The sequence below is a fragment of the Candidatus Stoquefichus sp. SB1 genome, assembly GCF_001244545.1.
Taxonomy (GTDB): domain Bacteria; phylum Bacillota_I; class Bacilli_A; order Erysipelotrichales; family Coprobacillaceae; genus Stoquefichus.
On sequence record NZ_LN852695.1, the window covers coordinates 342,265 to 355,770 of the forward strand.

The window sequence follows — 13,506 nt, forward strand, 5'->3', positions numbered from 1 at the left end:
AAATATACAAAGAAATAGTTTTATCTAATTCTTATCAAATAATGGTATAATAAGTAGTAATTAAAGAAAGGTGAAGTAGTCATGATTTTTATAACAGAGGTATTAAAATACTTAAAGGATACACCTAATTCTGCATATGAAAGTGTTAAAACAGAGTTTTTGTATCATTCCAATAAATTAGAGGGTAGTACATTTACAAAAGAAAATTTAGAAAAAAATCTACAGGAAAATATTATTGAGGGAAGTCACAAGATAGATGATGTTTATGAAACGATCAACTCTACTCAACTATTTGATTTTGTAGTTGATACATTAGAAGAACCTCTGTCAAAAAGAATTATGCTTGAATTTCATCGTATGTTAAAAGATAAAACATTCGATCATGAAAGAAGTTTTGCAGGATGTTGAAAAAAATCTCAAATATGATACCAGGTGTGAACTTAAAATTAGCATAGCCTTGGGAAGTAGAATTCAGGATAGGATAGAAGTATTTCTCAAACAATGGGAAGATTCACAAAAAACATTCAAAGATATTATAATATTTCATACTCAATTTGATAATATTCATCCCTATCAAGATGGTAACGGGCGGATAGGAAGATTTATTATGCTAAAACAGTGTGTAGAAAATGATGTGGATCTTATCTTAATTGATGATCAGTATTCAAAAGAATATAAGAAAGCATTGTATATTGCACAATCAAAAAAAGATTACTCAATGTTAAATAATGTATTTAAAAAATGTCAATATTTATTAAAAAAATTAAAATTATTAAAAGAAACAATTGAATATATCTATCAAAATCAAATAGAAATTAATAAATAACTTATGTAATAAAAATGACTTGTGAACGTATCATAAGTCGTTTTATTATCTATTTCTTGTATTGGATATGAGAAATACTTGTATAATATCCAATACGTCAGCTTAATTTGTTTTTAGCTAACTTACTTAGGAAAGTACAAATGGAATAAATGTTATCGTAACAGTTTTCAATGTTGTTATTTTAACTCATTTAAAATAAACATTAGCAATATTAAAGATAGAATTGTCTATAATGAAATAATTGAAAAACATATGATGTGTTCAATGCTTTAAAAATGTATTTTATGTATAAAATATGGAAACGTGAAACTTCTTGTTATAATCTAAATAGGGTTTTGTTCTACTAGAGGATAGTGATATAATAAATTTAAGATAGATAATATTAATACTGAGCTTTAGTTAAAATTGAATAATTAGAAAATGAAGGAGGTATCATTATGTTCTCTATTAAGCAGTTATCTTTTTGTTATCAAGATAAAGTTATTTTTAAGGATGCACAAGTAGAGTTTAATGATACCTCGCTTGTTTGTATTCATGGGAAAAGTGGTTGTGGAAAAACAACATTATTAAAAATACTTATTTTTGATTTATATGCGGATAATGAGATTATTCAATATAATAATGAAACGATAAATAAAGAGATATCACAAGAATTTTTATTTAATCATATAACATATATTGATCAAGAATGTACGTGTTTAAATAATATGACGTTATATCAACATTTTGAATTTTATGCTCAATTATATGGAAAGAGCATAAATGATGAAATCATTCAAGACTATTTAGAGTTAGTTCATTTAAAAGATATTAATCTCAAGAAATATCCAGCATATTTATCAACTGGAGAAAGAAAAAGGTTTATGATAGCATTGGGAATTATGACTGGTAAAAATATTCTTTTGCTTGATGAACCAACAGCCTCATTGGATACTCAGAACAAAATACAATTAATAGATGTTTTGAAAGAACTTTCTAAGAAGTGTTTAATTATTTGTACATCTCATGATGAATATCTTTTAAAGAATGCTGATGAAATATATGAAATTAAAGATCATCAAATAATTGAACAGAAAAGAATTGAATCTTCACATGAACCAGAAATTCATAAATCAAGTCCAAAGAAAGTACATTATTTTAAGTATAAAAATTTAAAACTTAAATTTTTATTTAGTATTCTTATTATTTTGAGTTGTTTATTAAGTTTCTTTATACCTTTTTTAGTAAGTCTAAGCATCGATTTAACAGATGATGTAAACGAAAAACAAAAGTCTGTACAGTCAACAGGTTTGCTTTTTTATAAGTTACCTGATGCAAGAGGAATGCCTTTTAATGAAACTGATTTTTTAACTAAAGATGAATTAAAAGAAGTTTCAGAAGTTTCTGGAATCAGATCAATCCAGCCATATTATTGTCTCTTAGATGGTAAATATAGAGGAGCATATGATTCTATGGAACTGGTATCACAAGATGGACAGAAGCGTGAAAAGAGTTATTATTGGGAAAAATTAAGTCGAAGTTATGGTATAGATTTTTATGCTCAGATTGCTATAATGTCATATTCATCAGATCAAAATATAATGATTGACGGAAAGAAAATAGATGGAATCTATATTGATGAAACTTTTCAAACTATTTTAGGAGAAAAAGTTGAAGGAGCACAGCTCAATTTTAAATTTAAATTACCAGTAAAATTTGAATTAACATCTAATGATAATGTTGGTAAACATTGGAATCAAATATTTGAAGAATATGAACTGTCTTTTGGAATAGATGGTGTCATGCCTAATAAAGTTTATTCAGATGAAAATGGAAATAGTCGTATAAGTGATAATTATGTAAGAATATATATGCCCGTTGAGCAAGTACAGAGTTTACTGGGAAAATATGCTCTGAAGGGAAAACATATATATAATAATCCAATGACGTATCTTGTTTTATGTGAAGATGGTGAAAAGGATAATGTTAAAATGAATATAGAAAAAATAAATGAATTGTATCAAGTTCATTATCAAGTTGAAGGAGTTCAATATTCAGAAACGACAGATTCTTCTTCGCATTATATGGTTTTATTTATGTGTGGTCTTTCTACTTTGAGTTTTATAGTTTTATCTTATTATCATCTTTATTCAAGAAGAAAAGAAATGGTTGTTTTAAAACATATAGGAATAGAAAAGCAAATCAGAAAATATTACATGAAAGATTATATCTATATGAGCATTTTTGGTATTATTTCATCAATTTTGTCATGTGCTGTCTTTATACACACGTTCCAGTTTAAAGAACTCAACATAATGTCAGTTTGCATGTATTGGAGTTTAATGACAGTTATCATTATTATATTTGTTATAGCAGTAGGATATCATGGAATACATGTAATGACAAAGAGGAATCAGATATGATTAAGTTATCAGATATTTGTTTATCATTTGACAATAATATACTTATTGAGAAAAGTGATATGGATATACCATATGGCATTGTGACACTCTTAAAAGGAGAGAGCGGCTGTGGGAAATCTTCCTTATTAATGAATATTGGATTATTGAGTCGACAAGCAAACATGAATTATTATTTTGATGATATAAATATCAATAAAGTTAATGAAAAAACATTATGCAGTATGAAACAAAGTTCAATATCATTTGTTTTTCAAGAGACTTATCTTTTTGAACATTTAAATCTTATTGAAAATATACAGTTTTATGCAAGTTTATCCCATCGAAATGTGGATAATGATTATATTAGGGAACAGCTTGATTTTGTAGGACTTGATTTGGATTTTAATACACGTATCAGTTCTATGTCGGGTGGTGAAAAACAGAGATTAGCTGTTGTTTGTGGTATTTTAAAAGATGCTAAGCTTTTTATATTTGATGAGCCAACAGCATATCTTGATGAAGAAAATAAACAAATTATTATTTCTATTATCAAAAGATTGGCACATGAAAAAAATAAAATGGTGCTTATAGCTTCACACGATGAAGTACTTGTAAACATATCAGATCAGATATATGAATTTCAGAATCATCATATCATATGTACGAAAAGTTCAGATTATGAAGAAATCAAAACTGAATTCATACAAGAGCCAATGAATATAAAGTCACTTTATTCTTATGTCTATCATAAATATATAATCTCATCAGTATTTATAAGTATTATCTTAGGTATCGTGTTATCTGGCTTTACAATCTCTTTCATATATGGATATTTTTATGAAAATCATGATGAGAAAGTTCTATTGAATAATATTCATCATGAAGTATATATTGTAAAATCAGATGAAACAAAAATAAGTGCTATAGAACAAGTTAAACTACAGAATGTATTTGAAGAATACCAATTGTATTCATATATTGATTTTAATGGAAATGTTCAATTCAATAATAAGGTTTTAGAAAATATCCAGATACGACCATCTACTCCTCATTCCATTGATGATACACATATAATGAAATCCTACAGTGAAAAAAATTTTGAAAGTATTTATGCTTCATATGAAATCTATCATTATTTTAAAACAGATATTCAAAATCACATGAAACTCAATAATCAAGCAATAGAAATAAGTGGAATATTAAAACCAACTTATAATTCACAACCAATATTGTATTTATCATATGACAAATACAAACAATTATTAGAAGAAAGTCATATTGAGTTAGGGAATATTCCAGTTGATAAGTTAATAATAGAGGTTAATTCATTAAATGATTATTCCTTTATAAAACGAAATATACCAGATGATTATAGATTTGTGACAGATGTTGATATTGAACCTCAAGTTAATATGTTATCATTTTTTAATTCTCGATATCTGACAATTATTTGGATTGTAGCTATTATTATTTTCATTATCTATAAAACATATCGTGTTATTGATGATAAGAAGAATATTGCATTGTTAAAAACACTAGGAGTTAATTCAAAGCAACTTATGGAAATGAAAGTTATTGAAGAATTAATGACATTCATACCAATGGGAATAATTGCTTTCATCATTTCCAATGTGAGTATGTACATGTTGTTTATTGAAGCCTTGAATATGAAAATGATTGGAATTGTTATTTTGATTAATGTTTTTGGTATGGGAATAGTTAACATTATTATTTATTATATTATTATAAAAAAATATTCGGCTGCTAGTCTAATGAAAAGTTAATAATAAATATAGAGTTTTCTAAGAAAAGTGATATATGAATATATTGCTTTTTTTAGTAAATAAATTTTTTCCTGGATTAATATTAAGATATTTTATTTCAAAGAAACAAAATATGAATACAAATAATTTAATAAAAATGAGTATTATAATATGGATAACAACATTTCTAACTATGTATATTAATGGTATAGATGGTTTTATGGCATATGAGCTGTTTAATGCATATCATAATATATTTGATGAATCCTTTTATTTTCCTGCTTTTGTTTTAACTCTCTTATTTGAAATAACTTGTTTAATACAAATAAAGTGTCATAAGTGTAAGGTATTAAATGAAAATAAAAATATATGATATATTCTATGCGAATAAAATGTAATTTATGTTCAAAATATAGAAAAAGCAATGCTTCTTGTTATAATATAAATAGAAGATAAGTTAAATTTTTATCAAAAGATTAAGAATAAATTTATTATCTCAATTCAATGTTTTATCTGAGTTTTCTGTTTGTAAGCACTGTTTAATAATGACTATCAAAGAAAACTAAAAAATGACTTATATTTTTATTGCTAAAATAAGAAATTCTTTTTTTGTTGTGAGGGAGGAGCCAATTTATGATTGAAATTAATAAAATTACACTTGTTACAAGACATACAATATTAGATAACGTAAGCTATACTTTTCATGATAATAGTATATATGGTATTGTTGCTGAAAATGGATCTGGTAAGACAACACTATTTCGGGCAATGGTGAATTTAATTGGAATAGAAAATGGGAATATATCATTTGATCATCATTCTGTTGAGGATAATCTTCATCAAATATTTTATTTTGAAAACGAAGAATGGTTAGATAAAAATTTGAGTGGAATGGATTATTTAAAGTTTGTACAAAGAATGTGGAATTCAAAGATAGACATAGATGATATTATTCAAGTATGGAATATGAAGGAATATATTCATGTTTCTATAAAAAAGTATTCTCTAGGGATGAAACAACGATTAATTATTGCTATGTATATATTAAGTGATGCAAAGTATATGATTATGGATGAAATAACTAATGGTTTAGATGAAGAAAATAGAAAATTGTTTTTTGATATGATTATTGAGTTAAAAAACAAAGGTAAAACAATACTTATCTCTTCGCATTATAAAGATGAAATCATAGCATACTGTGATATTGTTTTACAAATTAAAGATCATAAACTGTGTGAGGTGATTTCATGAGTTATGCAAGTCTTTTGTTGAGCAAAATTTATAAAAATAAACTGAATATCATTCCTTTTGCTTTAATTGTTATATTCATAGTTGTTTTATATGTAGGTAATCATATGTCGGCTTATGCAGAGTTGAATGATCCTCTTTATTCTGGTGAACAAGAAATAAAAGAAATTGAAACAGACATTACAAAATTTCAAAAAGAAATAACTAATTATGAAACATCAACACAAGAATATCAAATAACAAATGATAACTTAATGATAGCTAAACAAAGAAAGAAATTACTTGAACAAAAGTTAGAAGCCGTCCATAAAAAAGATTGGAAAGAATATTATAAAAATGATATGGCATTAAATCAAATAGCATTAAAAGCAGTTGAATCAGATGCAGAAAGTTATGGTGAAGAAGTTATTAGTTCACTAAAACAAAAACAACTATTTAATCAACACATGTTGAATTATGGTTTAGGCTATGATGATCGTTTTGCATCAACTCAGGGTATTTCATATATGCTTCAAGTCACAAAAGATTTTATGCCTATATTAATGGAAATACTAATTATCTTTATAGTATCATCAATATACTGTTCTTGCTTTAAAAACAATCTAAATATACATCAATTGATTCCAAATTCATGTTTAAATAAGCAGACTGTAAGATTTATAACAGGGACTTTAATAGGAGTATTGATTGTTTTATTAATAGAATTGATTGCATATGTATGTGGTCTTATAGGAAATAGTTCAGGTAATTTGAATACGCCAGTATACATATACTCTTTAGAAGGTATTGGAACATATAAAGCACTTATAGGATTTATACCACAACTAGGCTTCCTTATTGTTTTATCAGTAGCATTTATTGTTAATGTTATTTCTATAATCTCTACATTTGTTAAAAGAAATATGACATGCTTAATTATATCATTTATTATAATTGTTGGAACAACATTGGCTATAACAGAAATTGTACCACTTCATTCATTTGCACATATTTTCCCAATGACATATTTAAATTTTTATAAAGTTATTACAGGTGAGCTTACTTCCATAACAAGCAACACAAACATTTCCTTTTTAACAGGAGTCATAGTTCTTATGATATCTAATATAGTTTTATTTGTATTGAGTTATACTCTTTCTCAATATCAGACTAAAAAAGGAGCGAAACTTGTATGAAAACATATGCATTGTTTTTGCTAAAAAGAATTGTACATCGAAAATCAAACTTATTTTTATTGCTTGGAATTGTCCTTTTCATATTTACTTATCTTATGATGAATATGAATTCACAGGATATTTTAAGAGATACATTAGTAGATCAAATTAAGACAGAAAATGAAACAATAGAAACAAGTCAAGAAAAAATGTCTCATCTAGAAGATAATCAAACAGAATATAAATCTTATAAAGAATCTATTCAAATAAGTAAGGCACATATTTTACAATATGAAGAATCGTTATCTTTTTATGATCAAAAAAATTGGTCTGAATTTTATTCATCATATATTCAAATATTAAACCAGCAAAAACAAATAAATGAAGATACATTAAAATTAAGTAATGAAAATGATTTAACCATGAAAGACATGTCATCATATATTGATAAACAATTAACGTATATACAATATTTAGAAGCAAATCAATTAGACTATGAAAATATAGACTATCCAGTTTTCGGATTAAGTTTTATGACATCAATTTCTCAAGTTATTTTACCATTGATAACTACAATTTGTTGTATCTATATTTTGACACAATGTTTTACAATGAACTATAGAACGAATATAAATATTGATCATATTATTCCAATGAGCAAAAGAAAAATATTAATAACAAAAAGTATAGTGGGTATAAGTATATCGTTATTTATTTATATGTTTTTCTTATTATCTGCATTTATACTTGCATCAGTATTTAATCAAAATATGGGTATTCATTATCCTATAATGATGCAAAATAGTACGAATTGCTGGGTGGCAAATAGTTTACTTTTTGTGCTTAAACAGTGGTCAATACTAGGAGTGCTTTTCTACATTGGGTTAAGTTTGTTAATATATATTTTTTCATTTTTTATAAAAGAAGAAAGCCCGCTTTTGATTACGGGGATATGTATTATTTTGGGTTTCGTCTATCTTCCTCATTTTGTGAGTTTCATTGGGCAAATAAGCCATTTATCTCCAATCACATATTTTAATTATGTAAATGTGGTCATAGGAAATCTTGCTGTGCAATTAAACAATTTAAATATAACATATGATATAGGTATGATTGTGTTATTCGTATTTATTGTTATTGAATGTATTTGTATTTACACAATGAATTTTATAAAAGAATATTAACATAAAACCACTTATCAGCTTAAGTAAGCTTTGATAAGTGGTTTTTTAAATAATATTTTTTAAAAAATTGATATAATTTTCTAATTGTGATTTACCATCTGAGCAGTTGCATAAATCTTTTAATGAAGAATATGCTAAATCTGATACATATAGCGATGATAATATTTGAATGCGTGTTTTTGACTCAAATACCTTAGGTATATCATTGAAATTTTTGAACATGTTTATAATCCAAATACATATTAGATTATGGAAAGATTTCCATAATCTAATATGTATTTGGATGCGTCAGGAAATATAGGATAGATAAAGAAAAAATCCAACTTCAATGTTGGATTTTATTCATAAGTAGCTGAAAAAGTGTAATGTTTATTTGAGTCTTCTCATTGCACCATTACATCGCGGACATTCTATTTCAACTTCTCCATCTTTTCCTAATGCTTTGTTTTCTCCGGCAAATTCTCCAAGTATCCAGTCTGGAACTTTGGCGATATGACCACATTTGATACATTTCATTTCTATAAGCACATCTTCGGCTATGAATGCATCAATTTCTTCGTCTGTCCAGCCACATTCTTCTGGATTCGTTAAGACACCTTTCTCGGTATTGTCTGTCATTAGGTGTACCTCCTTCAAAAGGATCATATGTATATTCATATTTCATGAATGCACCACAGGTGCATAGTAAAGGATCCCTTGCATATGATTCTATCATATGTGTACGAAATTTGAGATGATTAAGTTTTATTTTGAGTTCTTTTTTTCTTTCATTTATATTTCTGATGTGTTTTTTCTTTTTGATTCCATAAAGCTGATAAACCTTTTCTAGTAAATTCCTTATTTTTATTTGAATAAAAGCCATAATATCTCACCATTTTAAAATTTTCCTCAGGACAGTGGAGGATAAGGTCATTAAGAAAGTCTTCAACTTTCTGATAGACTTCTACATACTGATCGTCTTCATGACGATTATACCACCATCTTATCATTTTCTTATCATCTTCATATTTGATGATACGGCTCTCAGCCATGGCAGGTCTGGAAGTGTAGCGAGTGATATATTTGACACATTCTTCAATATTATCATCATCCTGATTTTCTCTTTTTTTGGCATAGACATAGAAGCCTTCATATAACTCCTTATAGCACTTTGTTTTGAGATAATGGAATCCCTTTAAGTTTTCTTTTGAGAGGAGATCAAGAAGCTGAAACATCCAAGTTTTTCTCAATTTTTCATAGGACATAAAGGAGAAGTTTTTCCATTTTATCCTTAAGAGTATCATAAGCTTCTTCACAGACAAGACAGTGAATATGAGGGTTCCATTTTAAATCTCTTCCAAAAGTGTGAAGAGTCATAACAGAACCAAAAATGATTTTGTCTCTATCATTCTTATAGGCATATTTATTCATAACATGTTTTTTGGAAAAATATTTCTTTTTTGTTTTCCTAAACTTAGCATCATTAAAAAGGCAGGCGAGAGTATTACGAGCGGCTATAAAAAGAAGATTAAGAAGATTTCTGTCAGCAATAAAGTATCTTCTCAGTTCTTTGGGTATGGTAAAGACAATATGACGATGGTGAGCATCAAGAGCCATAGAGGAAATACGAGCAGCACGCTGTTTGGTTTTTTTAGAACCGCAGGTAGTACAGAACTTAGAATGACATCTATGAGGAATGATTGATTCTTTACCACATACAGGGCATACATAGAGATCATAGCCTAAATAAACAGAGCCACAAAGAATTGTTTTTTGGATATTGTCATAAGTGACATTTCTGAGCTTACCAGAATTATATAGAGATCTTAAATAATTAAGGTTATCAAAAAAGATATAAGAAATGGATTCCTTGGTTCTGGGTTTTAAATTCTGAATAAAGTTATAGGAAGAGGAAGTGTTAGAATAATTATAAATATCTATCATAGAATCACCGATATATATTATATAACGAAAAAGGGTGATAATCACTTTATATGATTAATCACCCAGTGGACAAAATTTATTTTGTCCCTTTTTTACAAATAAAAAGTATATTCACATAATTGGTAAATTATTCTAGCGATGCTAATTATCTAAAATGACTATATACTAAATCTAATCTTTAGCTAAGGACGTATTAGAAATATCTAATATCTATTGTCAAAATATATTTTAACAGCTTCAGAACTAAAATATGATATCGCTCCTATTATTTTTGCGTTTCTTTTTTATTGTTCTACATCGTATTATTAGTACAAATCTATATTTTATTATATCTGCTTGCTATGCTAGTTGTATTAACAATAACAAACTAATTGAGTCTATAATGATACCATATAAATAAAACTGATATCATTGGACGTAATTAAAATGATTAATTTATGCATCATCACAATGTTGTGATGATGCCACCCGTCTATTAACACGGGGTGTTTATTAAACTGAAATATTCATATTGATTTAATAAAAAACAAAATAACGTATTCTATGCTTCAAAAATGTATTTTATGTATAAAATATGGAAAAAAAGATATTTCTTGTTATGTTATGAACATAAACATATGAAATTCATATAATTAATAATATAGGAATGGGTTTGTAATAATTTATGAAATGATCAATTATAATGAGAAAAGAGGTGTGTCTATTATTTAATTAAGATTGTTTTGAAATAAATAATCTCATATATATTGTGTAAACACATATATTATAACTGGTCACAAAATTTTATATAAGGGGAAAATTATTATGAAAAAATTATTTATATTTTTATTATCTATAATATTATGTATGCAATCACAAATAAGTTTGTCATATGCAACTGATACATGTCCTTATCACCAAATTTCATCAGAAATAAGTTTGGTTCCTGGACCTAAAGTTACTCTTAATGGTGAAATTAATGATACATATTGGGTTTTTGAAAGGAATTTAGATGCATTTAATAAAATAAATATAATTGAAAGTGAAATAATTAGTAATTTAGCTTTAATTTATGGGTTGTCCTCTCTTAGTATGGAAACATGGTATGATTATCAAACAGCACTTGATTCTTACTATCAAGATGACAACATAAGTTTCGATCAATATCAAGATTCAAAATTAAGAATTTTTTTAGAGGTTTGTGATAATATAGAGAGAAATAATAGAATTATTCAATTATATAATAAAGAAAATTTTGATGAAGAAGATAAAGAAGAAATGGCAATGTTATTACCTTATTTCTCTCCTTACTATAAAGATTATGCTGAGAAAAATGCAAATAACAAAAGTTCTAGAGCAAGTTTAAATTTAACAAATATGATTAATTATGCTGAAACATGGAGCATTAATTATAATCCAGGATTTAGAAAACAGTCTTCTGACTGTACAAATTATGTTTCGCAGATTGCTAGGGCAGGAAACGCAAAGGATACACCAACAACTTCTGATACTATTAATTCTTGGTGGTGGAAGAGTTATGATGAGTATTCAATATCTTGGGTTCGTGCGGATTGGTTTGTTAAGCATTTTGGTGTTGCATATTCGTATACAAGCTTTTATGATTTTAGTATGAAAGCTTATAAAGGTGCATTTATAGCACTAGATAGTGAATTAGATGGAAAATGGAATCATTGTGCTTTTGTTACTGCAGTAGGTACAGTAGCAAACTATGGTGGCAAGACATATAGAGATTTAAAAATTTCTCAGCATACAAAAAACTATCATGCATGGGTTAGTTCTGCTACTAATGATTGGGAAAATGCTGGAGGTATCAAAGCTGTTTTAAATGCACCAGCTGTTAAGTGATTGCTAGAAAGAGAGGATTATTTATGGTAAGTAAAAAAGTGAAAATCAAACGAACTATTATTGCAGTTGTTATAATTGCAAGTATCCTTTCTTTTCTTTGGGTTTATGATTATTATGATAATGTGACAGTTGAGCTTCCTAAGAATTTAGAAAATCTCATAAATGAAAAATTACAAGGATGGGAGTATTCTAATATGGTTATAGATGTTTCTGATAGAGTCTTTACTAGTGTATCACATAGAGTAATAAAGATTGATAAACAAAAAGATCAAACTATTGTTTATGGGCTTTTTGAGATAATGAGTTATACTCATAGCATCGTTGAAGAAATTAAAGAAACGAAAGAATATGGTATTTATGCAGATGGCAGTAGAGAATGGCTTAAGATATATATTAAGAATGATAAGCAGGATAAAGAATATATATCAGATATATGGTATTCAACAGGACCGGATTATGAGTTTAAACTTATGATGGAATTTCCAATAACGACATGGAGTCAATTATTTATCAGCAAAGATAAATATTATGAACAATTATACATTGAAAGTATTCAACAATTTAAAGATTATATTGGAAACAACTAAATTTATATAGGTTATTAGTACAAGATAAAAGAGAGGTGTCAGTATGAATAAAAAGAAAGGGTTAATTGTTATAATTATATTTTCATTTTTAATTGGTTTATTCATTTATTTTGATAATTCTCTTGTCAAAAGTACACAAGAATTTGAAAATGAATTGAGAGAGCTTATTGTAGAGTGGAATAGTAATCCAAATCATTATGCTGATTTCACATCTGAATCTCATCGTATCTTTAAAATAAAAGAAAATGAAAATGAAAAGATTATATATGGAAGATTTTGTATAATAGAATACACGTTCTTTGAAGATGATAAAACATTACATGAGAGCGGAAGTTATAATGATTTGTTAGTTGTATATTTAGATAAAAAGAATGGAAAAATTACAAATGTATGGACACCTCAAGATGGGGATAATTATGTAAGTTCAGTTTTATCTAAGTTTCCTTTTGTTACATGGAGTAGAGCATTAATAAGATCAGAGAGATATACAGAAGCTATGCTAGAGGAATGTAACAAACAAATACTTGAATATCAATCAAAAAATAAATAAAAGTGAGGTGGTTTCATGTTAATCATTGAGGATAAAGGAATAAAA

General features: G+C 26.7%; 13 protein-coding genes and 1 pseudogene. 11 read left to right on the plus strand and 3 right to left on the minus strand.

All coding sequences use genetic code 11. From position 1 onward, the window contains the following. Nucleotides 1-81 precede the first annotated feature (81 nt). The 8 genes and pseudogenes from BN1865_RS09725 (at nt 82) to BN1865_RS09760 (ending at nt 8,556) form a co-directional block, all read left to right on the plus strand. Nucleotides 82-408 carry a Fic family protein gene (locus tag BN1865_RS09725; RefSeq protein WP_050637062.1) on the plus strand — a complete coding sequence of 109 codons (327 nt, stop codon included), beginning with the start codon at nt 82-84 and terminating at the stop codon, nt 406-408. Beyond that, a pseudogene (locus tag BN1865_RS19110) lies at nt 383-604 on the plus strand (Fic family protein); the annotation flags it as partial. The gene BN1865_RS09725 and the pseudogene BN1865_RS19110, both read left to right, overlap by 26 nt. A 3-nt stretch (nt 605-607) precedes the next feature. After that, nucleotides 608-826, plus strand: coding sequence for a hypothetical protein (locus BN1865_RS18730; RefSeq protein ID WP_232780367.1), 219 nt, complete (start codon nt 608-610; stop codon nt 824-826). A 437-nt stretch (nt 827-1,263) separates the two neighbouring features. Further along, nucleotides 1,264-3,228 (plus strand): ATP-binding cassette domain-containing protein, encoded by a 1,965-nt coding sequence (locus BN1865_RS09735; RefSeq protein ID WP_050637064.1) that lies wholly within the window; start codon nt 1,264-1,266, stop codon nt 3,226-3,228. Then, nucleotides 3,225-4,991 carry an ATP-binding cassette domain-containing protein gene (locus tag BN1865_RS09740; RefSeq protein ID WP_050637065.1) on the plus strand — a complete coding sequence of 589 codons (1,767 nt, stop codon included), beginning with the start codon at nt 3,225-3,227 and terminating at the stop codon, nt 4,989-4,991. Before BN1865_RS09735 ends, BN1865_RS09740 begins: the two co-directional genes overlap by 4 nt. 612 nt (nt 4,992-5,603) lie before the next feature. Continuing rightward, a complete protein-coding gene (locus BN1865_RS09750) occupies nt 5,604-6,221 on the plus strand; it encodes an ATP-binding cassette domain-containing protein (protein ID WP_050637067.1) in 618 nt (205 codons plus the stop codon). After that, entirely contained in the window at nt 6,218-7,393 is a 1,176-nt protein-coding gene (locus tag BN1865_RS09755; RefSeq protein WP_050637068.1) for a hypothetical protein, read from the plus strand. The genes BN1865_RS09750 and BN1865_RS09755 overlap by 4 nt, the downstream gene beginning before the upstream one ends. After that, entirely contained in the window at nt 7,390-8,556 is a 1,167-nt protein-coding gene (locus BN1865_RS09760) for a hypothetical protein (protein ID WP_050637069.1), read from the plus strand. The genes BN1865_RS09755 and BN1865_RS09760 overlap by 4 nt, the downstream gene beginning before the upstream one ends. 369 nt (nt 8,557-8,925) lie before the next feature. Here BN1865_RS09760 and BN1865_RS09765 read toward each other — a convergent pair whose 3' ends face one another. From BN1865_RS09765 to BN1865_RS18955, 3 genes are all read right to left on the minus strand, one after another. Further along, nucleotides 8,926-9,174: a hypothetical protein gene (locus BN1865_RS09765; protein WP_050637070.1), complete on the minus strand. Its 249-nt coding sequence runs from the start codon at nt 9,172-9,174 to the stop codon at nt 8,926-8,928. A 149-nt stretch (nt 9,175-9,323) separates the two neighbouring features. Continuing rightward, a complete protein-coding gene (locus BN1865_RS18950) occupies nt 9,324-9,800 on the minus strand; it encodes a transposase (RefSeq protein WP_050637071.1) in 477 nt (158 codons plus the stop codon). Continuing rightward, nucleotides 9,790-10,479 (minus strand): transposase zinc-binding domain-containing protein, encoded by a 690-nt coding sequence (locus tag BN1865_RS18955; RefSeq protein WP_050637072.1) that lies wholly within the window; start codon nt 10,477-10,479, stop codon nt 9,790-9,792. Before BN1865_RS18955 ends, BN1865_RS18950 begins: the two co-directional genes overlap by 11 nt. A gap of 804 nt (nt 10,480-11,283) precedes the next feature. Between BN1865_RS18955 and BN1865_RS18205 the strand changes: the two genes are divergently transcribed. The 3 genes from BN1865_RS18205 to BN1865_RS09790 are packed head-to-tail and all read left to right on the plus strand — an operon-like array spanning nt 11,284 to nt 13,461. Beyond that, the gene (locus tag BN1865_RS18205; RefSeq protein WP_050637073.1) at nt 11,284-12,324 is read left to right on the plus strand and encodes an amidase domain-containing protein; all 1,041 of its coding nucleotides are present in this window, start codon (nt 11,284-11,286) and stop codon (nt 12,322-12,324) included. A 23-nt stretch (nt 12,325-12,347) separates the two neighbouring features. After that, nucleotides 12,348-12,911, plus strand: a complete 564-nt coding sequence (locus BN1865_RS09785) for a hypothetical protein (protein ID WP_050637074.1) — start codon at nt 12,348-12,350, stop codon at nt 12,909-12,911. 43 nt (nt 12,912-12,954) lie between these two features. Then, a complete protein-coding gene (locus BN1865_RS09790; RefSeq protein WP_050637075.1) occupies nt 12,955-13,461 on the plus strand; it encodes a hypothetical protein in 507 nt (168 codons plus the stop codon). The last annotated feature ends 45 nt before the right edge of the window (nt 13,462-13,506 follow it).